The sequence below is a fragment of the Azospirillum sp. FG154 genome, assembly GCF_057809575.1.
On record NZ_JBMDKF010000017.1, the window covers coordinates 51,999 to 76,783 of the forward strand.

General features: G+C 66.6%; 25 protein-coding genes. 6 read left to right on the plus strand and 19 right to left on the minus strand.

Annotated elements, in window-relative coordinates; translation table 11 throughout:
* Nucleotides 1-73: 73 nt before the first annotated feature.
* Nucleotides 74-1,210: a TAXI family TRAP transporter solute-binding subunit gene (locus ACODS4_RS18865; protein WP_488866402.1), complete on the plus strand. Its 1,137-nt coding sequence runs from the start codon at nt 74-76 to the stop codon at nt 1,208-1,210.
* Nucleotides 1,211-1,226: 16 nt separating this feature from the next.
* Here the strand turns inward: ACODS4_RS18865 and ACODS4_RS18870 are convergent, their stop codons facing one another.
* Nucleotides 1,227-1,835, minus strand: coding sequence for a pseudouridine synthase (locus ACODS4_RS18870; protein ID WP_488866404.1), 609 nt, complete (start codon nt 1,833-1,835; stop codon nt 1,227-1,229).
* 96 nt (nt 1,836-1,931) lie between these two features.
* Here ACODS4_RS18870 and ACODS4_RS18875 point away from each other — a divergent pair, with 96 nt between their 5' ends.
* The gene (locus ACODS4_RS18875; protein WP_488866406.1) at nt 1,932-2,858 is read left to right on the plus strand and encodes a 2-hydroxyacid dehydrogenase; all 927 of its coding nucleotides are present in this window, start codon (nt 1,932-1,934) and stop codon (nt 2,856-2,858) included.
* Nucleotides 2,859-2,879: 21 nt separating this feature from the next.
* On the opposite strand, the gene ACODS4_RS18880 is transcribed toward ACODS4_RS18875, so the two are convergent.
* The 4 genes from ACODS4_RS18880 to ACODS4_RS18895 form a co-directional block, all read right to left on the minus strand.
* Nucleotides 2,880-3,362 carry a MarR family transcriptional regulator gene (locus ACODS4_RS18880; RefSeq protein WP_488866407.1) on the minus strand — a complete coding sequence of 161 codons (483 nt, stop codon included), beginning with the start codon at nt 3,360-3,362 and terminating at the stop codon, nt 2,880-2,882.
* Nucleotides 3,363-3,478: 116 nt separating this feature from the next.
* Nucleotides 3,479-3,868: a hypothetical protein gene (locus ACODS4_RS18885; protein ID WP_488866409.1), complete on the minus strand. Its 390-nt coding sequence runs from the start codon at nt 3,866-3,868 to the stop codon at nt 3,479-3,481.
* Nucleotides 3,869-4,034: 166 nt separating this feature from the next.
* A complete protein-coding gene (gene fliG, locus ACODS4_RS18890) occupies nt 4,035-5,057 on the minus strand; it encodes a flagellar motor switch protein FliG (RefSeq protein WP_298366953.1) in 1,023 nt (340 codons plus the stop codon).
* Nucleotides 5,058-5,221: 164 nt separating this feature from the next.
* A complete protein-coding gene (locus ACODS4_RS18895; protein ID WP_488866411.1) occupies nt 5,222-6,592 on the minus strand; it encodes a leucyl aminopeptidase family protein in 1,371 nt (456 codons plus the stop codon).
* 144 nt (nt 6,593-6,736) lie between these two features.
* Between ACODS4_RS18895 and ACODS4_RS18900 the strand changes: the two genes are divergently transcribed.
* Both ACODS4_RS18900 and ACODS4_RS18905 read left to right on the plus strand, forming a co-directional pair.
* Entirely contained in the window at nt 6,737-7,405 is a 669-nt protein-coding gene (locus tag ACODS4_RS18900) for a glutathione S-transferase family protein (protein ID WP_488866413.1), read from the plus strand.
* A 3-nt stretch (nt 7,406-7,408) separates the two neighbouring features.
* Entirely contained in the window at nt 7,409-7,948 is a 540-nt protein-coding gene (locus ACODS4_RS18905; RefSeq protein ID WP_488866415.1) for a GNAT family N-acetyltransferase, read from the plus strand.
* Between the two features lie 15 nt (nt 7,949-7,963).
* On the opposite strand, the gene ACODS4_RS18910 is transcribed toward ACODS4_RS18905, so the two are convergent.
* The 7 genes from ACODS4_RS18910 to hisN all read right to left on the minus strand — a co-directional run bounded on the left by ACODS4_RS18910 (nt 7,964) and on the right by hisN (nt 17,133).
* Nucleotides 7,964-9,595: an ABC transporter ATP-binding protein gene (locus tag ACODS4_RS18910; RefSeq protein WP_488866417.1), complete on the minus strand. Its 1,632-nt coding sequence runs from the start codon at nt 9,593-9,595 to the stop codon at nt 7,964-7,966.
* Nucleotides 9,596-9,770: 175 nt separating this feature from the next.
* Nucleotides 9,771-10,829 (minus strand): ABC transporter permease, encoded by a 1,059-nt coding sequence (locus ACODS4_RS18915; RefSeq protein ID WP_488866482.1) that lies wholly within the window; start codon nt 10,827-10,829, stop codon nt 9,771-9,773.
* A 9-nt stretch (nt 10,830-10,838) separates the two neighbouring features.
* Entirely contained in the window at nt 10,839-11,951 is a 1,113-nt protein-coding gene (locus tag ACODS4_RS18920) for a microcin C ABC transporter permease YejB (protein WP_488866419.1), read from the minus strand.
* A 38-nt stretch (nt 11,952-11,989) separates the two neighbouring features.
* Nucleotides 11,990-13,837, minus strand: coding sequence for an extracellular solute-binding protein (locus ACODS4_RS18925; RefSeq protein ID WP_488866421.1), 1,848 nt, complete (start codon nt 13,835-13,837; stop codon nt 11,990-11,992).
* Nucleotides 13,838-13,895: 58 nt separating this feature from the next.
* A complete protein-coding gene (locus tag ACODS4_RS18930; RefSeq protein ID WP_488866423.1) occupies nt 13,896-15,725 on the minus strand; it encodes an extracellular solute-binding protein in 1,830 nt (609 codons plus the stop codon).
* Nucleotides 15,726-15,813: 88 nt separating this feature from the next.
* Nucleotides 15,814-16,317 (minus strand): hypothetical protein, encoded by a 504-nt coding sequence (locus tag ACODS4_RS18935; protein WP_488866425.1) that lies wholly within the window; start codon nt 16,315-16,317, stop codon nt 15,814-15,816.
* A 33-nt stretch (nt 16,318-16,350) separates the two neighbouring features.
* Nucleotides 16,351-17,133: a histidinol-phosphatase gene (gene hisN / locus ACODS4_RS18940; protein WP_488866426.1), complete on the minus strand. Its 783-nt coding sequence runs from the start codon at nt 17,131-17,133 to the stop codon at nt 16,351-16,353.
* A 125-nt stretch (nt 17,134-17,258) separates the two neighbouring features.
* Here hisN and nudC point away from each other — a divergent pair, with 125 nt between their 5' ends.
* Nucleotides 17,259-18,182 carry an NAD(+) diphosphatase gene (nudC, locus tag ACODS4_RS18945; protein ID WP_488866427.1) on the plus strand — a complete coding sequence of 308 codons (924 nt, stop codon included), beginning with the start codon at nt 17,259-17,261 and terminating at the stop codon, nt 18,180-18,182.
* 28 nt (nt 18,183-18,210) lie between these two features.
* On the opposite strand, the gene ACODS4_RS18950 is transcribed toward nudC, so the two are convergent.
* The 4 genes from ACODS4_RS18950 to ACODS4_RS18965 form a co-directional block, all read right to left on the minus strand.
* Complete coding sequence (locus ACODS4_RS18950; protein WP_488866428.1) at nt 18,211-18,348, minus strand: hypothetical protein; 138 nt, start codon at nt 18,346-18,348, stop codon at nt 18,211-18,213.
* Nucleotides 18,349-18,493: 145 nt separating this feature from the next.
* Entirely contained in the window at nt 18,494-18,799 is a 306-nt protein-coding gene (locus ACODS4_RS18955) for a hypothetical protein (protein ID WP_488866429.1), read from the minus strand.
* Nucleotides 18,800-19,047: 248 nt separating this feature from the next.
* On the minus strand, nt 19,048-19,914 hold the full coding sequence (locus tag ACODS4_RS18960; protein WP_488866430.1) for a prephenate dehydratase: 867 nt from the start codon (nt 19,912-19,914) through the stop codon (nt 19,048-19,050).
* Nucleotides 19,915-19,936: 22 nt separating this feature from the next.
* Nucleotides 19,937-20,707 (minus strand): 3-deoxy-manno-octulosonate cytidylyltransferase, encoded by a 771-nt coding sequence (locus ACODS4_RS18965; RefSeq protein WP_488866431.1) that lies wholly within the window; start codon nt 20,705-20,707, stop codon nt 19,937-19,939.
* A 272-nt stretch (nt 20,708-20,979) separates the two neighbouring features.
* Here ACODS4_RS18965 and ACODS4_RS18970 point away from each other — a divergent pair, with 272 nt between their 5' ends.
* Entirely contained in the window at nt 20,980-21,519 is a 540-nt protein-coding gene (locus ACODS4_RS18970; RefSeq protein WP_488866432.1) for a c-type cytochrome, read from the plus strand.
* A 145-nt stretch (nt 21,520-21,664) separates the two neighbouring features.
* Here ACODS4_RS18970 and recR read toward each other — a convergent pair whose 3' ends face one another.
* The 3 genes from recR to ACODS4_RS18985 form a co-directional block, all read right to left on the minus strand.
* The gene (gene recR, locus ACODS4_RS18975) at nt 21,665-22,258 is read right to left on the minus strand and encodes a recombination mediator RecR (protein WP_119830886.1); all 594 of its coding nucleotides are present in this window, start codon (nt 22,256-22,258) and stop codon (nt 21,665-21,667) included.
* Nucleotides 22,259-22,480: 222 nt separating this feature from the next.
* Complete coding sequence (locus ACODS4_RS18980; RefSeq protein WP_119830282.1) at nt 22,481-22,804, minus strand: YbaB/EbfC family nucleoid-associated protein; 324 nt, start codon at nt 22,802-22,804, stop codon at nt 22,481-22,483.
* Complete coding sequence (locus tag ACODS4_RS18985; RefSeq protein ID WP_488866433.1) at nt 22,801-24,717, minus strand: DNA polymerase III subunit gamma/tau; 1,917 nt, start codon at nt 24,715-24,717, stop codon at nt 22,801-22,803. Before ACODS4_RS18985 ends, ACODS4_RS18980 begins: the two co-directional genes overlap by 4 nt.
* Nucleotides 24,718-24,785: the final 68 nt, after the last annotated feature.

Sequence of the window (24,785 nt, forward strand, 5' to 3'; positions counted from 1 at the left end):
AAAGGGCGCGTTGTGCGGAGATCTTGTTGGGATCGTTCTTCCTCCGCCCCTCAAACGAATGGGAATTTCCCTGGTGTCACGCGCAGGACGCAACGCTCCCCCCTCCGCAGCCGTTGTGACGACGGCGATTTCTGGCGCGTCCGGTCCGTCGCGCCGCCAGCTTCTGGCCGGGGCGGCGGGGTTGGCGTTGCTGGCCTGGGGCGCGGGCGGGCGGGCGTTGGCGCAGGAACTGCGCTATTTCCGCATCGGCACCGGCACCACGTCGGGCACCTATTTTCCCATTGGCGGCTTGATCGCCAACGCCATTTCTAACCCGCCAGGATCGCGCGCCTGCGACCGGGGCGGCAGTTGCGGAATCCCCGGCTTGATCGTGGTGGCGCAGGCGACCAACGGATCGGTCGAGAACATCGAATTGCTGCGGTCGGGCGCGGTCGAAGCTGGCTTGGCCCAGGCCGACGTCGCCTATTGGGCCTACAGCGGCACCGGCAGCTATTCGGGAAAGCCGCCGTTCGAGGGGCTGCGCTCGCTTGGCATGCTGTACGCCGAGGCGATCCAGGTGGTGGTGCGCTCCGACGGCTTCATTGACCGGATGGTCGATCTGAAGGGCCGCAACATTTCCTTGGGCGAGGAGGGATCCGGCACGTTGGTCGAGGCGCGGCTGATTCTGGACGCTTATGGCCTGTCGGAAAGCGCGATCACCCCGCAATATCTGAAACCCGGCACCGCCGCCGACCGGCTGGCCAAGGGCGAGTTGGACGGGTTTTTCATGGTCGGCGGTTATCCGGTGGCGGCGGTCAGCGACGTGGCGGCGCGGGTGCCGATTCGTCTTGTTCCCATTGATGGCGAACCTGCGGAGCGGCTGCGGCGGGGGGTGCGCTTTTACCTCGACAGTGAAATTCCGGCGGAGGCCTACCCCGGCACCGCGCCAACCCCAACCCTGAGTCTCGGGGCCGAACTGCTGGTGCGGGCGGATCGCGATCCTGAGCTGATTTATGGCGTGGTCAAGGCGCTGTGGCACGAGAACACCCGCCGCATCCTGGCCGAAGGCCATCCCAAGGGCCGCAGCTTCGACCCGGCGAAGGCGGCGACCGACGTCGCCATTCCACTGCATCCGGGGGCTGAGCGCTATTACCGCGAGGCGGGTTTGCTGGGTGACGCGGCGAACGAAACCGACGCCCGCGCCCCGGCGCCCCCTCCCGTCAAGCCGTGAGCGGGCCGGGATTGACCTAGCGCCGCCGTTTCCGCGCGGTGGGCGCCTTGGGGGGCTTTTGGACGGGCTTCGACGCCGGTTGCGGCAACGCCACCTCACGCCATTGGCCGGGGGCCAGACCGTCCAGCGTCCAATCGCCAATCGACCAGCGGATCAATCGCAGGGTTGGGAAACCGACCGCCGCCGTCATCCGGCGGACCTGCCGATTGCGGCCTTCGCGCAAGGTCAGGGCCAGCCAGCTTGTGGGAATGGCGGCGCGGAAGCGCACCGGCGGATCGCGCGGCCACAGATCGGCGGGTTCGTCGATCCGCTCCACCTCGGCGGGCAGGGTTGGGCCGTCCTTCAGAGTCACGCCCGCGCGTAGGGCGGCCAGCGCCGCGTCGGTCGGCACGCCGTCCACCTGCACCCAATAGGTTTTCGCCATCTTGTTCTTGGGCGCGGCGATGCGGGCGATCAGCGCGCCGTCGTCGCTCAGCGCCAGCAGCCCTTCGCTGTCGCGGTCGAGCCGTCCGGCGGCGTAGACGCCGGGAATCGGCACAAAGGCGGCCAGAGTCGGGCGGCCCTGGTCGTCGGTGAATTGCGGCAGCACGCCATAGGGCTTGTTCAGCAAAATCAGGCGCGGCACGGGCGGACTTTCTGGCTTGCGGATCGGGAATGGCTCAGGACCGGCGGAAAGGCGCTATGGTAGCCGTCTTTCATCCTTCATAGCAGGGGACCGGTCGTGACGCTTCTGTTCTGCTCCGCCAGCGACAACGCCGAGGATTGGCGGCGCGAGATCGCCCGACGCCTTCCCGGTCTGGAGATGCGCGTCTGGCCCGACTGCGGCGATCTGGCCGACGTCACGATGGCGGTTGTGTGGAAGCCGCCCGCCGGGATGCTGGCCAGCCTGCCCAATCTTGGCTTGATCGTGTCGCTGGGGGCCGGGGTGGAACCGCTGTTGCAGGATCCGACGCTGCCCGATGTGCCGTTGGTCCGCATGGTGTCGGACGGGTTGACGGCGGACATGACTGGGTATGTTGTGCTTCAGGTTCTGCGCTGGCACCGCCAGATGGAGGAATACGCCGCGCTCCAAGCGGCGGAGCGCTGGCGGCCCTTGGGCCACAAACCGGCCTGTGACGTCACCGTTGGCGTTCTGGGGCTGGGGGAGTTGGGCGTGGCCTCGGCGCGCGCGCTGCGCGGCCTGGATTACCGCGTGGTCGGGTGGAGCCGCAGCCCGAAGGTCGTCGACGGGGTGGAGAGCTTCGCCGGAGCCGAGGGGCTGGCCGCCATGCTGCCGCAGACCGACATTCTGATTTGTCTGCTGCCGCTGACGCCGGACACGCACGGGGTTTTGAACGCCGACCTGTTCGCGGCGCTGCCGTCGGGGGCGGTGGTGGTCAACGCCGCGCGCGGTGGGCATCTGGTGGAGGCGGATCTGGCGGCCGCGCTCGATTCGGGGCATCTGCGTGGGGCCAGCCTGGATGTGTTCGTCGAGGAACCCTTGCCGCAGGGGCATCCGTTCTGGCGTCATCCGGCGGTGCGCGTCACCCCGCACGTCGCCGGGATCACCCATCCATCACTTTGCGCCGATCAGGTGGCGACCGCCGTCACCGCGTTCCACGCTGGGCGACCGTTGCCGAACCAAGTGGATCGCCAGCGCGGCTATTGAACTGGCCCGATTGGGTTGGGATTATTGCGAGGTCGAGGCAATCGCCGCCGCCGCCGCCGCTTCGACCGGCGGCGGGGCAGTGGGGGCGGGGGATTTGAGCGCGGTTTCCAGACGATTCTTGGCGGCCAGGGCCAAGGCCTCTTCGGCGTGGACGACGGCCATGTCCTCTTCGGTCACGGCCCCGGCGGCGATCACCAGTTCGGCGAAGTCGGACAGGAAGACGCTGCCCTTGACCGTGCGTTGAACCAGGACGTTGCGTTTGTCCTCAAGATCGCGCTTGCGCTTGACGAAGCTCAACACCGACAGGCGGTCCAGCGCGCGGGTGACGGCGGGTTTGGAGATGTTCAACAGCGCGGCCAGCCCGCGCACCGTGTGCGGCGGATCGGTCAGATAGACTTGCAGCAGAATCGCCAACTGACGCGCCGACAGGTCCGGCCCGTCCTGCCGAACGCTGGCGACCAGCGCCGTCCGCCACAACCCAAGCGCCTTGAGGTTCCGAGCCATGCTTCCCCCCAGCCAATCGCGTCCGGTCGCACACCCGGTTCACGCGCGCCGAGTGTCGCCCAACCAGCCCCATTCAAGCAAGTCTTTCGCAGGCCAGGCCAACGATCTGTGCGATGTCACGCGTTGATTGCAGCGGGATCGTTCGGGGCGGGCGTCGGGGCCGACCAGTTCCAATAATCCTCGGGGAAGACGTCCAATTCGTCCACCAGCTCTTTCAGCTTCAAGATGGCCAGACGGTCGCGGTCGGCGGGCAGGGCCGCGACGTTGACGTCCTTCACCAGCACGGCCAGAGCCTCCGTGACGATCATCAGCACTTCAAACTGGCCGCCCAATTCCCGCTCGACCTTGCGTTCGGCTTCGGCGTGCTTGCCGGTCCCGACGTTGATGTTGAACATGCCGAAATTGGCGTTCTTCATCCATTGCGCCCAGGGGTTGATGTCCTGGGTGACGTTGCCCGACAAGGGCATTTTGGCGCCGGGCTGAAACGCGCCGGACAGGGGCGCCATCCACATGTTCATCCACGCCTGCGCGACATCCGCCGGAGAATTCACCGCCGCCCCCATCGTTGATTGACGTTCACACGTCAGGGGTAACGCCATTCAGGGACGTGCGCAAATTCTATTTTGCAGTGCAGCATACAGCGTTGGCGCGCGCCAACGCAGGAACTTGCGGTCAGTAAATCAACTCGTTCTCGCCGCTGCCTTCGGAGATGACGAGTTCGCCGCGCGCCGCAAGATCCTTGGCGAGTTGGACCATGTACATCTGCGCCTCGTCCACCTCGCGGACGCGGACCGGACCCATCGCCGCCATGTCTTCGCGCATGATCTTCGCCGCGCGTTCCGACATGTTGGAGAAGAACAGATCCTTCAGCGTTTCCGACGCGCCCTTCAGCGCGGTGCCCAGCTTTTGCTTGTCCACCGTGCGCAGCAGGGTCTGGACGCCGGACGGGTCGAGCTTCGAGAGATCCTCGAAGGTGAACATCAGCGACTTGATGCGTTCGGCGCTGTCGCGGTTGCGTTCTTCCAACGCCGCCATGAAGCGGTGTTCGGTGGTGCGGTCCAGGCCGTTGAAGATTTCCGCCAGCATTTCGTGGCTGTCGCGGCGGCTGGTGCGGGCCAGATTGGTCATGAATTCGGTGCGGAGCGTGCGCTCCACGTCGTCCAGAACCTCCTTCTGCACGGCCTCCATGCGCAGCATGCGCATGATGACTTCCATGGCGAAGCTTTCCGGCAACTGGGTCAGCACGCGCCCGGCGTGTTCGGGGCGGATTTTCGACAGCACCACCGCGACGGTCTGCGGGTATTCGTTCTTCAGATAGTTGGACAGAACGGATTCATTCACGTTCGCCAGCTTGTCCCACATGGTGCGACCGGCGGGACCACGGATTTCCTCCATGATCTGATCGACCTTGTCCTTGGGCAAGGTCTTCATCAGCAAGCGTTCGGTGGAGTCGAACGAGCCGACCAGCGAGCCGGTGGCCGACATCTGTTCGGCGAATTCAACGAACAGCCGTTCGATGATGTTGGCCGACACGGTGCCGAGATTGGCCATCACCTGCGACAGCTCTTTGATCTCTTCGTCGTCCATCATCGAAAACAGCTTGGACGAATGTTCCTCGCCCAAGGCGAGCATCAGGATCGCGGCCTTTTCCGGGCCGGTGAGGGTGCGGAAATCCTCACGAACCTTCAGCGCCATCTGCTCGTCTCCACCCCGTCGCCGCGCCGACCAACCCGGCGACCATCACAACAATATCTGTGTTGTAATACGTTCCAAACCACGGCGCCATTCCTTCGGCGGATCGGGGCGGGGACAAATGCGATCCCCCTGCCGATCCGGCCCGTTTGGCGGCGGCGTTGTCGTCAACCAAACCGCTTGGCGATCACCGCGTAGGCCGCCCGCAGGCCCAACGCCTCCCCACCTTCGGGGCGACCGGGGCGGGCGCTGGCGTTCCAGGCGTAGGTGTCCAGATGCGCCCAGGGGGTTTCCTTGGACACGAACTCTTGCAGGAACAGCCCGGCGGTGATGGCCCCGGCGAAGCCGTTGCTGGTCACGTTGCCGATGTCGGCCACCTTGCTGTCCAACCCCTTGCGGTAGGGCGCCCACAGCGGCAGCCGCCACAGGGGATCCTCCACCTCGCGTCCCGCCGTTTGGAGATCGGCGGCCAGCGCGTCGTCGTTGCACAGCAGGGCGGGCAAATCCGGTCCCAGCGCGACGCGCGCGGCCCCGGTCAGGGTGGCGAAGTCGATGAGCAGCGCCGGTTTTTCCGAATCCGCCTCGGCCAGCGCGTCGCACAGGATCAAGCGGCCTTCGGCGTCGGTGTTGCCGACCTCCACCGTCAGGCCTTTGCGGGTCTTCAGCACGTCCATCGGTTTGAAGGCGTCGCCGCCGACGACGTTTTCCACCGCCGGAACCAGCACGCGCAACCGCACCGGCAGCCCGGCCATCATCACCATGCGGCCCAACGCCAGCGCGTGCGCCGCGCCGCCCATGTCCTTCTTCATCATCAGCATGGCGGAGGACGGCTTCAAATCCAGCCCGCCGGTGTCGAAACAGACGCCCTTGCCGACGATGGTCAGTTTGGGATGCTCCGGGTTGCCCCAGCGCAGATCAATCAGGCGGGGTTCGCGCGGGCTGGCCCGGCCCACCGCGTGGATCGCCGGATAATCGCGGTCGAGCAGATCGGCGCCGACGATGACGTCCAACCCGGCCTCGAACTCCTCGGCCAGCGCGCGGGCGGCGTCGGCCAGTTCGGCGGGGCCGAGGTCGCAAGCGGGGGTGTTGACCAGATCGCGGACCAGGAAGACGGCGCTGGCGGTGCGCTCCACCTCGCCCCGGTCGGCCTCGGCGGGCCAGACCAGCCCGGCGACCGGCTTGTCCGTCTTCTTGTAGCGGGCGAAGCGGTAGCCGCCCAGCGCCCAGCCCAGCGCCGCGCGGGTGGCGGCGTGGCGGTCCAGCGCGGCGTCGATCCGGTAGGTTCCGGCGGGCAGGGCGGTCGGCAGCCCGGCGAACGCCCACAGATCATCCAGGGCCGACACGCCGACCAGCGCGCGCGGCGCGCCGTCGCCCGGCAGAAAGGCGAAGCTCCCGGCCTCTCCGGCGAAGCCCACGGTCTTGAGCCAGGCGGCGGTCGCCGCAGGTTGGTCGGCCAGCCAGCCCGGCAGATCGGCCTTGGTCACGGGGATGAGGGCGACGGTGTCCGGGGGGGCGACGGCGAGCAGGGTGGCGAGCAAGACGGGCGATCCTTTGGCAATCAAACGGTCATCAGTCTTTAAGGATGGCGTGCGCAAGCCGCGCTGAAAAGGGGGGAATGCGGTTGCGCGCGTGGCATTCCCCCGGCATGCTCGTCGTCCCATTCCTTCGTGCACGGGTTGATGATGAGCGAGCGGACGCTGATTCTGGGCAACAAGGCTTATTCCTCCTGGTCGCTGCGCCCCTGGCTGGCGCTGAAGCAGGCTGGATTGCCCTTTGCGGAAACCGTCATCCAACTGCGTCAACCGGACACCCGCGCCCAGATTCTCGCCCATTCGCCCACCGGCAAGGTGCCTTGCTTGATCGACGGCGACCGGGTGATTTGGGATTCGCTGGCGATTTGCGAATACATCGCCGAATTGGCCCCCGCCGCCGCTTTGTGGCCGGAGGATGTTTACGCCCGCGCCGTCGCCCGGTCGGCGTCGGCGGAGATGCATTCCGGCTTCGTCGCCCTACGCAACGCCATGTCGATGGATTTGAAGGCGGACCGCAGCGGGCAAGGCTTGAACCCGGACAGCGCCGCCGACATCGCCCGCGTTCAGGCTCTGTGGGCCGATTGCCGCGCCCGGTTTGGTCAGGGCGGGCCGTTCCTGTTCGGACGCTTCAGCGTCGCCGACGCCATGTACGCCCCGGTCGTCACCCGTTTCGTCACCTATGGCGTGGCGGTCGATGACACGTATGGCGTGGCGGTCGATGACACGGCGCGCGCCTATATGGACGCGGTGCTGGACCTGCCCGCCATGCGGGAATGGACCGCCGCCGCCAAGGCCGAACCCTGGGTCCTGGATGTGTGAGCGATGGGCGGTTCTGACGGCATGACGCCTCCTGATTGTTTGTCGATCCGCGTGACCGGCCCGGACGACGCCGACGCGGTCAGCGCCCTGTTGCGCGTCTGCTACACGACGCTGATGGAGCCCGGCTATCCGCCGGGGGCCTTGTCCCAGGCGCTGCCCTATATGATGCGGGCCAACCCGGCGCTGTTGCGGTCGGGCCGTTTCTACGCGGTGGAAACGGCGGAGGGGGCGTTGATCGGTTGCGGCGGCTGGTCGTTGGAGCGGCCCGACGCTCCGCAGGATCCGGTGGACCCGACGCTGGGCCATGTCCGGCATTTCGCCACCCACCCGGATTGGATCCGGCGCGGCGTCGGCGCGGCGCTGATGGAGCGTTGCGTCGCCGACGCGCGATCCGGCGGCGTGCGGCGGTTGGAGTGCTACGCGAGTCTCGTCGCCCAGACCTTTTACCAGTCGCAGGGCTTTCGGTTGCTCGCCCCGTTCGAGGTCCGCATCGGGGCGAGCGTCGTCATCCCCAGCCTGCGGATGATGCGCGATCCGCTGTAACCCTCGGCGCAACCCTCAGCCGCGCACGGCTTGCGGTTTGACGGCCTCCAGATTCAGCGCGGCGGCGAGCAGGGCGCGGGTGTAATCCTCGCGCGGCTCCTCGAAAATGCGCTGGGTCGGCCCCTGTTCGACCACCTTGCCGTCCTTCATCACCATGACGTGGCTGGACAGCGCGCGGACCACGCGCAGATCGTGGCTGATGAACAGATAGGCCAGATTGTGCCGGGCCTGGATGTCGCGCAGCAGATCGACGATCTGCGCCTGCACCGACATGTCGAGCGCCGAGGTCGGTTCGTCCAGCACGATGAATTTCGGCTTCAGCACCAGGGCGCGGGCGATGGCGACGCGCTGGCGCTGGCCGCCGGAAAACTCGTGCGGGTAGCGGTCGCGGCAGGCGGGATCCAACCCGACCTCCTCCAACGCGCGGGCGACCATCCGGTCGCGGTCGGCTTGGTCGCCCATCTTGTGGATGGTCAACCCTTCGCCGATGATCTGGCCGACCGACAGGCGGGGCGACAGGCTGCCATAGGGGTCCTGAAACACCACCTGCATCTGACGGCGCAGCGGGCGCAGCCGCTTGGCCGACCAGCCTTGAATGTCGGTTCCGTCAAAGCGGATCGCCCCGGCGCTGGCGTGCAACCGCAGCAGGGCCAGCCCCAGCGTGGTCTTGCCCGATCCCGATTCGCCGACGACGCCGACGGTGTGGCCCTGGCGCACCGACACCGACACGCCGTCCACCGCGCGGACATGATCGACGGTGCGGCGCAGCAGGCCCTTTTTGATCGGGAAATGCACCTTCACCTGATCGGCCGCCATCACCTCCGCCGCGTTGTCCGGCGGCGTCAGCGGGTTGCCGCGCGGCTCGGCGGACAGGAGTTTTTGCGTGTAGGGGTGTTGCGGTCGGATGAACAGATCGGCGACCGCCGCCTGTTCGACGATCGCGCCGCCGTTCATCACGCACACCCGGTCGGCCATCTTGCGGACCACCCCCAGATCATGGGTGATGAGGAGCAAGGCCATGCCGAAGCGGCGTTGCAGATCCTTCAGCAATTCCAGGATTTGCGCTTGGATGGTGACGTCCAGCGCGGTGGTCGGCTCGTCGGCGATCAACAGATCGGGTTCGTTGGCCAGCGCCATGGCGATCATCACACGCTGGCGCTGGCCGCCCGACAGCTCGTGCGGGTAGGCGGAGAGCCGCTTTTCCGGGTCGGGCAGGCCGACCAGCCGCAGCAGTTCCAGCGTGCGGGCGCGGGCGGCGCTGGCGGACAGGCCCTTGTGCAGGAACAGGGTCTCATTGATTTGCCGCTCGATGGAATGGAGCGGGTTCAGCGAGGTCATCGGCTCCTGAAAGATCATGGCGACGCGGTTGCCGCGCACGCCGCGCAGGGTCCGCTCGTCCGCCCCGACCATCTCCACGCCGTTGAAACGGATCGACGACCCGGCGGGGTGACAGGCCATCGGGTAGGGCAGCAGTTGCAGAATCGACAGCGCGGTGACGGATTTGCCGGAGCCGGATTCGCCGACCAGCGCCAGCGTTTCGCCTTTGGCGATGGCGAAGGACACGCCCTTGACCGCCGGAACGGCCCCGCCGGGCGCACGGAAGGCGACGCGCAGATCGGTGACGGAGAGGAGGGGCGCGGCGGTCATGGGCGGTTCAGCCTTGTTGGTTGGACAGGGCGGCGCGTTGCCCCCACCCTAACCCTCCCCCGCTGGGCGGGGGAGGGGACTTTGGTCACGCTTGGCGATTGTCGGGCGTCATCCCCCTCCCCCGCCCAGCGGGGGAGGGTCGGGGTGGGGGGACGGTTTGCGAACAGACCGACCATCATGCCCCCTTCGCCGATTCGTCCGCCGCCATGGACAGGGCGGCGGTGGTTTTGCGCGGGTCGAAGGCGTCGCGCACCGCCTCGCCGATGAAGATCAGCAGGCTGAGCATCAGCGCCAGCACGAAAAACGCGGTCAGGCCCAGCCAGGGCGCTTGCAAATTGGCCTTGCCCTGCGCCAGCAACTCGCCCAGCGAGGGCGATCCCGGCGGCAGGCCGAAGCCCAGAAAATCCAGCGCGGTCAGGGTGGTGATCGAGCCGTTGAGGATGAAGGGCATGAAGGTCAGCGTCGCCACCATGGCGTTGGGCAGGACGTGGCGGACCATGATGGCGACGTCGGTCGCCCCCAGCGCGCGCGCCGCCCGCACATAATCCAGATTGCGCGCCCGCAGGAACTCCGCCCGCACGACATGAACCAGCGCGGTCCAGGAGAACAGCAGCAGCAGACCCAACAGCCACCAGAAGGTCGGCGTCACCACGCTGGCCAGAATAATCAGCAGGAACAGGGTGGGCAGCCCCTGCCAGATCTCGATGAAACGCTGGAACAGCAGATCGGTCAGCCCGCCGAAATAGCCCTGAACCGCCCCCGCCATCACCCCGATGATGGACGAAAAGCCGGTCAGCGCCAGCCCGAACAGCACCGAAATACGGAAGCCGTAAATCAGCCGGGCCACCACGTCGCGCCCCTGGTCGTCGGTGCCCAACCAATTGTCGGCGGATGGCGGGGCCGGGGCGGGGACCGGCAGATTGTAGTTGATGGTGCGGTAGCTGTAGCGGATCGGCGCCCAGACCATCCAGCCCTTGGCCTCGATCAAGTCGCGCACGAAGGGGTCGCGGTAGTCGGTTTCCGTCTCGAACTCGCCGCCGAAAATGGTTTCGGGATAGGCGTTGAAGACCGGCCAATAGAGGGCGTTGTCGTAGCGGATGACCAGCGGCTTGTCGTTGGCGATGAACTCCGCTCCCAGCGACAGCAGGAACAGGGCCAGGAAAATCCAGAAGGACCAGAAACCGCGCCGGTTGGCCCGGAAATTCGCCAGACGGCGGCGGGTGATGGGGGACAGCGTCACGGCTCACACGCTCCGCGAATCGAAATCAATGCGGGGATCGACCATCACATAGGTGACGTCGCCGACCAGATTCATCACCAGCCCCAACAGGGTGAAGAAATACAGCGTGCCGAACATCACCGGATAGTCGCGGTTGATCGCCGCCTCGAACCCCAGCAGCCCCAACCCGTCGAGCGAGAAGATCACCTCGATCAGCATGGCCCCGGTGAACAGGATGCCGATGAAGGCGCCGGGAAACCCGGCGATGACGATCAGCATGGCGTTGCGGAAGACATGGCCGTACAGCACGTGACGCTCGCTCAACCCCTTTGCCCGCGCGGTCACGACATACTGCTTGCCGATCTCCTCCAGGAAGGAGTTTTTCGTCAGCATGGTCAGCCCGGCGAAGCCGCCGATCACCATCGCCAGCACCGGCAACACCATGTGCCACAGGTAATCCAGCGCCTGCTTGTGCCAGGGCAGGCTGGACCAATTGTCCGACACCAGCCCGCGCAGGGGGAACCAATCGAGGTAACGCCCCCCGGCGAAGACGACGATCAACAGCACGGCGAACAGGAAGCCGGGGATGGCGTAGCCGACGATGACGATTCCCGAGGTCCAGACGTCGAAGGGTTGGCCGTCGCGCACCGCCTTGGCGACGCCCAGCGGGATGGAGACCAGATAGACGATCAAGGTCGTCCAGATCCCCAGCGAAATCGACACCGGCATCTTTTCGATCACCAGATCGACGACGCGGCGGTCGCGGAAATAGCTGGTGCCGAAATCGAAGACCACATAGTTCGACATCATGTGGAAAAAGCGTTCGTGCAGCGGCTTGTCGAAGCCGAATTCCTTTTCCAACTGCTTGATGAAGACGGGATCCAGCCCCTGGGCGCCGCGATAACGGTTGCCGCTGTCGCCGCCGGTCTGCGCGTGCTGCTGGGCGTTCACCCCGGCGTCGCCGCTGGCTGAACCGCTGATGCGCGCGGTGGCCTCCACCGCCGTGCCTTGCACGCGGGCGATCATCTGCTCGATGGGACCGCCGGGGGCGATCTGCACGATCAGGAAATTGATGACCATGATGCCGAACAGGGTCGGCACGATCAGCAACAGGCGGCGGATGATGTAGGCCAGCATGGTGGGTGTTCCGCTTCCGTCTTAGCGAGGACGCATGGTCACGGGGCGACCGTGCGGCGCGCGCTGGTCGCCAACCGGGCGTTCTTGGCTGGATCGACCCACCAGGTGTCGGCGAAGCCAAGCCCGTATTTCGCGGCGATCGCCGGGTGGGAGAAGCGGTTCCAATAGGCCACGCGGTGCACGCTGTCGTGCCAGTGGGGGATGACGTACCAGTTCCACAGCAGCACGCGGTCCAGCGCGCGGGTGGCGGCGATCTGCGCCTCGCGGTTGGGGGCGGCGATGATTTTCTCGACCAGCGCGTCCACCACCGGATTCTTGATGCCGATGGCGTTGCGGCTGCCCGGTTGGTCGGCGCGCGAGGATTCCCAATAATCCCGCTGCTCGTTGCCTGGCGACAACGACTGAAGCAGCCGTTCGGTGGTCATATCGAAATCGAAATTGTCCATACGGTTCTGATATTGGGCGGTGTCCACCACGCGGATGCTCGCCTCAATCCCGGCGCGTTCCAGATTGCGCAGAAAGGGTTGAATGACCCGTTCCAGGTCGGCCTGGGCGATCAGAATCTCGAAGCGGAAGGGCGCGCCGGTTTCCAGATTGGTCAGCTTGTTGTTTTTCAGATCCCACCCGGCTTCCTTGAGAAGCCCCAACGCGGTGCGGAGATTCGGGCGGATGTTGCCGCTGCCGTCGGTTTTCGGCGGCTCGAACGGTTTGGTGAACACCTCCTCGGGGATTTTGCCGCGATAGGGTTCCAACAGCGCCAATTCGGCCGGGGAGGGCAGGCCGGTCGCCGCCAATTCGGAGTTGGCGAAAAAGCTCTTGGTCCGCTGGTACAGGCCATAGAACAGGTTGGCGCGGGTCCATTCGTAATCGAACAGGCAATTCAGCGCCTCGCGCACCCGGCGATCCTGGAAAATCGGGCGGCGGATGTTGAAGGCGAAGGCCTGCATCCCCTGCGGATCCTGATGCTTGATCTCTTCGCGGACGATCTCGCCATCCTTGACGGCGGGGGTGTTGTAGCCGGTCGCCCAGTTTTTCGAGGAATGCTCCTGCCGGAAATCATAGGCTCCGGCCTTGAACGCCTCGAACGCGACGTCGAGGTCGCGGTAGTAATCGTAGCGCAGCCGGTCGAAATTGTAGCGGCCCCGGTTCACCGGCAGATCCTTCGCCCACCAATCGGCGACGCGCTGGTAGGTGATGGAACGGCCCGCCTGCACCTCCGCCACCACATAGGGGCCGCTGCCGATCATCGGCTCCAGCGTCGTCGCGGCGAAGTCGCGATTCTCGAACGCATGCTTGGGCAGCACCGGCAACTGGCCCATGATGATGGGCAGTTCGGCGTTGTCGGTGCTGCGGAAGGTGAAGGTCACGGCGCGCTCGCCGGTCTTTTCGGCCTTGGCGACGTCGGCGTAATAGGTGCGGTAGAGCGGGTGGCCCTTCTCGCGCAGCGTCTGGAAGCTCCACAGCACGTCGTCGGCGGTCACGGGCGTCCCGTCGCTGAAACGGGCCTGCGGGCGCAGGGTGAAGGAGACGGCGCTGCGGTCCTTGGCGACGCTGATGGTTTCGGCGAGCAGGCCGTATTCGGTGGTGACTTCATCGCCGCTGCCGGTGGTCAGGGTCTGGAACACCAGCCCGGACCCGGCGGCGGTCTGGCCGCGCAGGATGAAGGGGTTGAGGTTGTCGAAGCCGCCGAAGGCCGACAGCTTGACCTCGCCGCCCTTGGGGGCGTTGGGGTTGGCGTAGTCGAAATGCTGGAAATCCGGCCCGTATTTCGGCGCCCCATGCAGCGCGATGGCGTGAGAGCCGCGTTCCTGAGCCGCGAGCGGCGCCGCCGCCAGCAGCAGAGCGCCGATCATCCCAGCCAATGTGACGCGCGTCCGATCCCTCATGCCCAACCCTTTCTTTTTGCTTTCATCCGCTCCGAAGTAGGCCCGCATTGGGGCCACATCAAGGCCGCGCGCCCAGCTTGGCCGAATCCACCCACCAGGTTGCCGGGAAATTGCTGTTGCGGTAATCCTGGTCGTATTTCGGCGTCGTCGTCGGGTGGGCCAGCCATGTCTTGTGGGCGATCCAATTGTCGGGGTTGTGCCAGTGCGGGATCATGTAAAAACCCCACAACAGCACCCGGTCCAACGCGCGGGTGGCCGCCTGCACGCTGTCCAGATCCTTGGCCGACAGCGCCTTTTCGATCAGGGCGTCGGCGGCTGGGTCGTGGATTCCGGCGTAATTGGCCGATCCCTTGGTTCCAGCCGCCGCCGAGCCGAAATAGCCGCGCAATTCGGTGCCCGGCGGGGTGAAGAAATTCATGTTCACCACGACCGCGTCGAAATCGAAATCGTCCAACCGCGCCTGATATTGGGCGCTGTCGACGATGCGCAGGCTGGCGTCAACGCCGATCTTGCGCAGGGCCTCGATGTAGGGCTGGATCACGCGGGTCAGGGTGCCAGTTCCTTCAAGAAACTCGATGCGGAAGATCTCGCCGCTTGTCACGTTGGTCAACTTGCCGTTGCGGGCCTCCCAACCCGCTTCCTTGAACAGCCGCGTCGCCTCGCGCTGTTGGGCGCGGTTGTTGCCGCTGCCGTCGGTGGTCGGCGGCTCATAGGGTTGGGTGAACAGCCGCTCCGGCAGGCTGGCGCGGAAGGGTTCCAGCAAGGCCAATTCGGCGGGGGAGGGCAGGCCGCTGGCCCCAAACGCCGAATTGGGGAAGTTGGAGCGGGTGCGGCGGTATTGGCCGGACAGGATGTTTTTGCGGATCCAGTCGAAATCGAACAGCAGGCCCAGCGCCTCCCGCACCTTGGGATCGGCGAAGGCGGCGCGCCGGGTGTTCAGCCGAAAGCCCTGCGCGCCAAGCGGCAACTCGCTGGGCACGGCGATCTTGACGACGCGGCCATCCTGCATGGCGGGAAAGTCATAGCCGCTGGACCAGCGTTGCGCCCGGTATTCGGGGCGGAAATCATAGGCGCCCGCCTTGAACGCCTCGAACATCACGTCGTCGTCGCGGTAATAGTCGATTTTGACGCTGTCGAAATTGTAAAGGCCCCGATTCACCGGCAAATCCCGGCCCCAATAATCGGCGACCCGCTCATAGACGATGCTGCGCCCGGCGTCGACGCTTTTGATCCGGTAGGGGCCGCTGCCAAGCGGCGGCTCCAGCGTCGTCTTGGAGATGTCGCGCCCGTTGGCGGTCCACCAATGTTGCGGCTGGGGCGCCAGGGTGACGGCGAAGTCGATGATCGGCTTGACGTCGCCGACTCCGTTGATGGTGATTTTGACCCGCCGGTCGTCCAGCGCCTCCACCGTTTTGACGCGGTCGAGGAAGGATTTCAGAAAGGGCGCGCCGTGCGCCTGCAACTGGTCCCAAGTGAACGTGACATCCCACGCCGTCACCGGCGCGCCGTCGTGCCAGCGCGCGTTGGCGCGCAGGGTGAAGATCGCCCAGGACCGATCATCGGGCAGTTCGACGCTTTCCGCCAACGCGCCATAGGCGGCGTCCAACTCCCAACCCGACGCCACCATCAGCGTGTCGGAGATCAGGCCCAGCGTGCGCGGTGGAACGCCGCGCAGGATCAACCCGTTCAGACTGTCGAAGCTGCCGGGCGCGGCCAGCGTCACCGCGCCGCCCTTCGGCGCGTCGGGGTCGCTGTGCGGGAAATGCTGGAAATCCGGCTTGAACAGCGGCTCGCCAAATTGTTTCAGAGCCGGAACGACGCTTGTCCCGGCGAAGGCGGGCATGGCGAGCGCGAGGAGCGTGGCGGCAACGGCAAGAACACGGCGCATCGGCGGAACCGTCGTTGGTCAGAACGCCTGTGATTGACCGTCAGCCGCCGGTCCCGGTCAAGGGGTATTCCGTTGACCGGGCGTTTGCTCAGGCCGTCGGCCCGTTGGTCGCGCGCCAATGGTCGTTCATGCGGTCCATCAGTTGGCGGTAACGGCGATCAGACCGCATCAGCTTACGCACCGCCTTGCCGTGGCGCGGGTCGCTCAACATCCACCCCTCCGCCGCCTTCTGATGCTCAGGATGGATGGACAGCAGATAAATGGCGGCTTGTTCGGCTTCCGAAATGGATTTTTCGTTCAGCCCTTCCAGGATCGCGCCGACATAGAGCGGCAGGACGTTGCGGAAATCGGCGGGACCGCCGCCGCTTTCTCCGCCATCCTCAGCCGCGCCGTCGGCCAACAGGGCTTGCCGTTCGGCCTCGGGCAAGGCGAAAAAGGCGTCGAGGCCCAGCAGCAGGTCGCAGACCGTCTTCTTGCGCACCATCCAGTTGGCCCCGCCCGCCACCCGCGCGGCCAACCCCTCCAGAAAGGGGCGCAGCTTTTCAGGAGACGTTTCAAAAACGGAACGGGACGGGGTTTCGATGACGGTCATAACGGTTTCCAAACAATCCAGTGATTGAGCCGATCAACCGGCCAGCGCGGCCAGCGCCTCGCGGTGGGTGACGGCGTCGCCGGCGGCGATCACCCGGCCGGTCGAGTGGACGTTCAGCGGCGCGCCCTCCCAATCGGTCATCAGCCCGCCCGCGCCGGTGACGACGGGGACCAGGGCGGCGAAGTCGTACAGCTTCAACCCCGATTCCACGACCAGATCGTAATAGCCCGAGGCGAGCAGCCCGTAGGTGTAACAATCGCCGCCATAGGCCGACACCTTCACCTGCGAAACGAGCCGCCGGTAGGCGTCGTAATCGCCGCCGGGGAACAGATCGGGGGAAGTGGTGCCGAACATCGCCGCCTTGACGCCGCCGGGGCAGGGGCGGACGCGGGCGGGCTGGCCGTTGTGGGTGGTCGGGCGGCCCGTCACGCCGACCCAACGGTCGCCGATGATCGGTTGGTCGATGACGCCCAGCACGGGGGTTCCCTTGTGCAGCAGGGCGATCAGGGTGCCGAAGATCGGGCGTCCGGCGATGAAGGATTTGGTGCCGTCGATGGGGTCGATCACCCAGACCCATTCGGCGTCGAGATTCTTCGTGCCGAACTCCTCGCCGAAAATGCCGTCGTCGGGGCGCTGCGATTCGATGATCGTACGGATGATGCGCTCGGCCTCGCGGTCGGCGATGGTGACGGGGGAGTGGTCGGCCTTGTCGTCCACCGCCACGGCGGTGCGGAAGTAGCGGCGGATCACGCTGGCGCCGGAGTCGGCCAACCGTTGGGCAAGCGCCACCAGATGGGCGGGGCAGGTCTCGGTCATTGGGGGTCCTTCCGGTCGGCGAATGCGGGGTTGGCGGCATCCTAACGGCGTCGCGGACGGGCGCAAACCCGAAAGCGCGTCGCGCCCCCTTTCCGGCGCGGCGGGGTTGTGGCAGCCTGCGCGGCATGTCCGACCGACCCAACGTCTATGCGGGCGTGCCGCTCGACCGCGCCGCGCACCGCCGCAAGAACGAAGACTGGCTGAAGGAGGCTTGGCGCGCGCCATCGACGCGCCTGTTGCCGGTCTGGCGATCCCGCAGCTTCGTCACCGGCCCGGCGGAGGCCGCCCGCGCCGTGCTTGTTCCGGTGGAATCCGGGTTGGACGCCGCTCCGATTTTCCTGGGCTTGTTGACCGAGGGGGAACAGGCGGGCGCGGCGATCTTCGCCGTCGATCTTCCGGGCGAAGAATCGCCGGAGTCGCTGCCGCCGCTCGCCGGATTGGGCCGGTTTGAGGATTTGCGCGCCGTCGGCCCGCTGATGCCGGAGGGGGAGGCCGCGCTCTGCGCCTACGCCCGTGGCATGGCGTGGTGGAACGCCCGGCACCGCTTCTGCGGCGTCTGCGGCGCCCCGGCGGCGAGCGCCGAGGCCGGGCATGTCCGCGTTTGCACCGATTCGGCCTGCGCTGCCCACCATTTCCCGCGCACCGATCCGGCGGTCATCATGCTGGTGCATGACGGGGCGGATCGCATGGTGTTGGGGCGGCAAAAGCAATTTCCGCCCGGCGTTCATTCGGTGCTCGCCGGATTCGTCGAGCCGGGCGAAAGCCTGGAGGAGGCGGTCGCGCGCGAGGTGTTGGAAGAGGTCGGCCTGACCGTCACCGACGTCCGTTACCAGTCGGCGCAGCCCTGGCCCTTCCCGTCATCGCTGATGCTGGGATTCACCGCGCGGGCGACCAGCTTTGACATCGCCACGGACCAGGACGAGTTGGAAAGCGCCCGCTGGTTCGACCGCGCCTATCTGCGCGATCACACGCCCAGCGACGATTTCCGTCTGGCCCGCCGCGATTCCATCGCGCACCGCTTGATCCGCGAGTGGATTGCCGAAGGGTGATCGCCGCATCGCCCTTCCGTGCCTGCTCTCAGTGAATGAACAGCTTTGCGAAGATGCCGATCTGAAAGGCCAGCACAAAGCCGAGCATCCATTTCATGAGATTCATGTCGGATTTCAGGCCGCTGACGTCGTCGTCACGACGACTCAACGCCGCTGCAGCTTTCACAGCCTTGTCTTCAGCGACGTCGATATGGACCTGAACGCCTCATAAACTTCGCTTTGCATCGTGGTCATAGGCTTGTCCTTTGCCGCCAGCCGATCTTTTAGGAAAGATCGGCTGCGCGACGGCGTCCGTCAACAGAGATGGCCACTCAATGGCGACCCTGCAACGGCGCGGCGCGGGCGGGCGCGCGGCGGTCGAAGGCGCTGGGGTGACGCGCGCAGGCGTCGTGATACAGCATCATCAGATCCTGCACCTTGGCCGGGCGATGCTGGTTGGCGTCGCACAGATTGTCCCACACCATCTGACGCACGGCGGCGTCGCCCCAGGGGTGATCCAACAGGCTGGCGCCCTTTTCCAGCGCGGTCATGAAGGGCAGATGTTCGTGTTTGGCGATCTGGGTCACTTCTTCCGCGTCGAGATTCGCGATTCCCAGACAATCATTGATGGTGAGCATGGCAACCTCCATCCTAGGGCGCCATGGCCGTCGGCGGGGCGCTTCACCCGTCAGCCGCCGTGGTGTCGGTCAACGTCGAATTTTTTCAACGTCCAACTTTTTTCTTGTCTCTTTCATATAGCAATTTTTGCCGGTCTTGCCCATGGGGTGAGCGGGATCCCGGTTGCTAAGTCACGGTCATGCGACGGAATGCCGCGAAAATCACGGCGCCAGCGCACGGTTCTGTTGCGTTGCGGCAGAGATCGGCCTCAATCCTCGCCGATCAATTGGCTTTCCTGATAGCGGAACGGGTTGGCCGGATAGACGCCGAGAATCTTGACCTCGCGCGCGAAGAAATCCAGCTCCTCCAGCGCCAGTTTCAGGGGCCGTTCGTCGGGGTGGCCCTCGACGTCGGCGTAGAACTGGGTCTGGGTGAAGCGGCCGCCGACCATGTAGCTTTCCAGCTTGGTCATGTTGACGCCGTTGGTGGCGAAGCCGCCCAGCGCCTTGTACAGCGCCGCCGGAACGCTGCGCACGCTGAAGACGAAGGTGGTGATCGTCTTGCAGGATCCCAGCGCGGGCTGTTTCGGCTCGCGCGCCAGAATCAGGAAGCGGGTGGTGTTGTGGTCGGCGTCCTCGATCCCGCTTTTCAGGATGTCGAGGTGGTAGATCTCGGCGGCGAGCGAGGAGGCGATGGCGGCGTGTCGCGGGTCGTTCAACGCGGCGATGTCGCGCGCGGCCCCGGCGGTGTCGGCGTGGTTGATCGCCTCCAGCCCCAGCGACCGGGTCATCGTCTGGCATTGCGACAGCGCCTGGATGTGGCTGCGCACCGTCTTGATGCTGTCGAGCGTCGCCCCCTTGGGCGCCAGCAGCATGTGGTTCACGCGTTGGAAATGCTCGCCGATGATGTGCAGGCCGCCTTCGGGCAGCAGATGGTGGTTGTCGGCGACCCGTCCGGCGATGGAGTTTTCCACCGGGATCATCGCCAACGAGGCCCGGCCTTCGCGCACGGCGGCGAAAGCGGCGTCGAACGTCGGGCAGGGCAGAGTCGCCATGGTCGGGCGGGCGTTGCGGCAAGCCAGATCGGAATAAGCCCCGGGGTATCCCTGAAAGGCGATGACGTTGGCGTTCGACATGGAACCGGCTCGCTGGCGGGTGTTACAGGGAGAAGCGGCGGGCCAACAACGTGCGGGCGCGCTCAAGGTCGGCGGGAGTATCAACGCCAAGTGGCACCGCGTCAACGACCGCCGCGTCGATCCGCAGGCCGAAGGCCAGCGCGCGAAGCTGCTCCAACCGCTCGCGCTGTTCCAGCACCGACGGCGGCAGGCGGACGTAGCGTTCCAGCGCCGCCCGGCGGTAGGCGTACAGCCCGATGTGGTGGTGGAGGTCCCCCTCGCCCCACGGCGCGGTGGCGCGGGTGAAGTACAGCGCGCGGCCCCGCTTGGCGCCGGGGACCAGCTCCAGCACCGCCTTGACCACGTTGGGATCGGTCCGCTCCTCCTCCCGACTGATCGGCACGACCAGGGTGGCGATGTCCACCGCCGGATCGGACAGCGGGGCGAAGGCGGCGCGCACCACGGCGGGTTCGATGGTCGGCAGATCGCCCTGGACGTTCACCACCGCGTCATAGTGACCGTCGGGGTCGATCAGGCTCACCGCCTCGAAAATCCGGTCGGAACCCGATGGGTGGTCGGGCCGGGTCAGAACGGCGGTTCCGCCCGCCGCCTCCACCGCCTGGGCGATTTCCTTTTCCGCGCAGGCGACGACGACCGGGCCAATCTCCGCCTCCATCGCCCGGCGCAGGACATGGACGATCATCGGAACGCCCAGAATGTCGGCCAACGGCTTTCCGGGCAGCCGGGTGGACGCCATGCGCGCCGGAATCACCACGATGGGGTTGCTGGGCGGCGGGGAGACGGGTGCGGTCATCGGCGGCTCGCTTGGGTCAGGGGCCATCGGGCGGCGCGGTCGCGGGGGGACCGTGGGCGCGATGTCGGGATGGGGCGACGCATGTGTATCTGGGGCGGGTGAAACATGGATCCAACAACGTCGTCAAGGCTTGTGGCGATTTGGCCGCGCCGCCCGGTGACAAGCCCGCGCGCGCGCGGTATGGTGCGGGCAATCGCCTCACACGAAGGCGGCGGAAACGCCTCCGGCGGAACGAGAGCCAGCGAACCGAGACAAGGGACTAAGAGACTCACATGAGCATGGAGTTGAACAAGATTTTCGGCGCCGTCCTGCTGGCTGGCTTGATCGCCATGTTGTCCGGCTTCGCGTCCGAGGTGCTCGTCCATCCGAAAAAGTCGGAGAAGAACGCCTACGCCGTCGCCGTGCCGCAGGGCGCCGCCGTCGCCGACAAGGGGGCCGCCGCGCCCGCCGGTCCGGCGGCCATCGGTCCGTTGCTGGCCTCGGCGGACGCCGCCGCCGGTCAGGGCGTGGCCAAGGCCTGCGCCGCCTGCCACAGCTTCGACAAGGGCGGCGCCAACAAGGTCGGCCCGAACCTGTTCGGCGTCGTCGGCGGTCCGAAGGGCCACGCGGCGGGCTTCGGCTATTCCGACGCGCTGGTCAAGACCGGCGGGACCTGGAGCTTTGATGAGCTGAACAAGTTCATCTATGACCCGAAGGCTTATGCGCCGGGCACCAAGATGACCTTCGCCGGTCTGAAGAAGGACGCGGAGCGGGCGAACGTCATCGCCTATCTGCGCTCGCTGTCGGACAGCCCGGTTCCGCTGCCCAAGTAAGTCAAGCGCCTTCCGCGCGACGGAACAGGCCCCGGCGTCCGATGGGACGGCGGGGCCTTTTTCATTGGGGCTTTTCGTGTCGCGTCAGAGCGCGGAAAGGTTCAGCCGGTTGGCGCCCATCAGCGTGTCCGCCGCGCGTTTGGCTCTACAGCGGGCGGCGGGCGCGCAGGGCGGCGGTCAGGGTGCCGTCGTCCAGATAGTCCAGCTCGCCGCCGATGGGGACGCCGTGGGCCAGACGCGACACCGACACGTCGGCCTCGGCCAGCCGGTCAGTGACGACATGGGCGGTGGTCTGGCCGTCCACCGTGGCGTTGAGGGCGAGGATCACCTCGCGCACCGCCGGGTCGGCGGCGCGGGTCGCCAGACTGTCGAGATTCAGATCGTCGGGGCCGACGCCCTGCAAGGCCGACAGCAAACCGCCCAACACATGATAGGTGCCGCGAAAGGCGCGGGTGCGCTCCAGCGCCCACAGATCCCCGGCGTCCTCGACCACGCAGATGATGCTGCGGTCGCGGCTGTGGTCGGCGCAGACGGCGCAGGGGTCGCGGCTGTCGAGATTGCCGCAGACCGAACAGGCGCGCACCGATTCGCCCGCCAGCGCCATCGCTTCGGACAGGGGAACCAGCAGGCTGTCCCGCCGCTTTATCAGATGCAACGCCGCCCGCCGCGCCGACCGTGGCCCCAGCCCCGGCAGCTTCGACAGCAACTGAATCAGGCGTTCGATTTCAGATCCGATCATGGGGGCGTTCGGCGCTTTGCTGTCGTCTCCCTCTCCCGCCAGCGGGAGAGGGAAGGGGCCTGCCGCGAAGCGGTGGGAAGGGTGAGGGGTAAGCGGGGTGGGTGGCTTTGAGTCTTGCGAACCCCTCACCCGGCCCTGCGGGCCACCCTCTCCCGTTTCGGGAGAGGGCATGAACGATCGCTCCCAAAACGGGAGAGGGATGCAAAACGAACGCGCCGCCGATCAGAACGGCAGCTTGATGCCGGGGGGCAGCTTCAGGCCGCCCATCAGCTTGGCGGTTTCTTCGGCGACGTGCGCCTCCACCTTCTTCTTGGCGTCGTTGAAGGCGGCCTGGATCAGATCCTCCAAGACTTCGGTCTCTTCGGGATCGACGATGGACTTGTCGAGCTTGATCTTTTTCATCTCGCCCTTGCCGTTCACCGTGACCGTGACCATGCCGGCCCCGCTCTGCCCGGTCTTTTCGACGTCGTCCAGACCGGCCTGCATTTCCTGCATCTTGGCCTGCATCTGCTGGGCCTGCTTCATCATGTTGCCGATATTTTTCATCGGTCATACTCTCCTTCGTCGTCGAGCGGGTAATAGACCCCGTCGTCTTGCTGCTGAACCATGAAATCGGGCGATTCGCCGTCGTCGGCAAGCGCGCCGCTTTCGGCGGCGGCGATGGCGGCGAGGTCGCGGATGTCGATGATCTCGGCCCCCTGGAAGGCGTCGAGAATAGCGCGCACCACCGGGTTGGCCTCGGCGTCGGCGCGGGCGCGGCGTTTGTCGGCTTCGTCCTGGTCGCTCAGGCTCGGCTGGGCCGGGCCGTCGGACAGGGCGACGATCCAGCGCTGGCCGGTCCATTCGGTCAGGAATTGCCCGACCTTGAAGGGCAGATTGGTCGGGGCCGAGGGTTTGAGCTTCAGCTCCAGCCGCCCCGGCTCCAACCGCACCAGTTGGACGGCGTTGACCAGATAGCCATAGAGCGCGCCCTCGCGCCGTTCGGAGAAAAGCTGTGCCAGCGCGCGGAAATCGCGCGGCATCGGCGACAGCTCTTCACCCGCCGGAACCGGGGCCGCCGGAACCGGGGCCGCTGGAACGGGGAGGGCCGCCGCCGGAACGACTTGCGCGGGCAGGCTGTGCGCTTGCGGCTGTTCGACGCTGCGGGCGACGGCGTGGGCGGAGCCGCCGCCGCTCATCGCGCTGGTCAGGACGGCGACCGGGCCGCCCCCGCCGCCGGGGCCGCGCGCAGGCGCGCCGCCGTTGGCGTTTTGCTGGGCCTGGAACTGGCGGATCAACTCGCCCGGCGTCGGCAGGTCGGCGGCGTAGGACAGGCGGACGATGACCATCTCCAACGCCTGCTGCGGCGACGGGGCGATCTGCACCTCGCCCAAGCCCTTCAGCAGAAGCTGCCAGGCGCGGGTCAAGGCGGGCATGCCCAGCTTGGCCGACAGCGCGCCGCCGCGCGTCCGTTCGGCCTCCGGCAAGGACGGGTCGTTGGCGGTGTCGGGCACCACCTTCAGCCGGGTCAGATTGTGGACGAGGTCGAGCAGATCCTGAAGGATCACCAGCGGATCGGCCCCGACGCGGTGCAGGTCGGACAGGATGTCCATCGCCTCGGCGGGCCGGGCGGAGACGGCGGCGTCGAACAGGTCGATGACGCGGGTGCGGTCGGCCAGCCCCAGCATGTCGCGGACCTGCTGCGCCGTGACCAGCCCGTTGGCGAGCGCGATGGCCTGATCGAGCAGCGACAGCCCGTCGCGCACCGACCCATCGGCGGCGCGCGCCACCAGAGCGGCGGCGTCCGCCTCGATCTCCGCGCCTTCCTGGGCGGTGATGCGGGTGAAATGATCCTTCAACACCTGGGCGTCGACGCGGCGCAGGTCGAAACGCTGGCAGCGCGACAGCACCGTCACCGGCACCTTGCGGATTTCGGTGGTGGCGAAGACGAACTTCACATGGCTGGGCGGCTCTTCCAGCGTCTTCAGAAGCGCGTTGAACGCGTTCTTCGACAGCATGTGCACTTCGTCGATGATGTAGAGCTTGTAGCGCGCCGACACCGGGGAATAGCGCACGCCGTCGATGATCTCGCGGATGTCGTCCACGCCGGTGTGGCTGGCGGCGTCCATCTCCATCACATCGACATGGCGGTCTTCGGCGATGGCGCGGCAGTTGTCGCAGACGCCGCAGGGGTTGACCGTCGGCCCGCCGGTCCCGTCCGGGCCGGTGCAGTTCAACGCGCGGGCGATGATGCGGGCGGTGGTGGTCTTGCCGACGCCGCGCACCCCGGTCAGCATGAAGGCCTGGGCGATGCGCCCGGAATGGATGGCGTTGGTCAGGGTGCGGACCAGCGCGTCCTGGCCGATCAACTCGTCGAACGTCTTCGGGCGGTATTTGCGCGCCAAAACCCGATAGGCCAGCCCGGCGGATGCGGGCGGATGCGGGGGAACGGCGGTGGTTGCGGCGGCGGTGTCGGTCACGCGGCAGGCCCGTTTCGGCGGCAGGGGGTGGATCGGCTTGTCATCAACGGGCCGCAGAATAGCGTCCC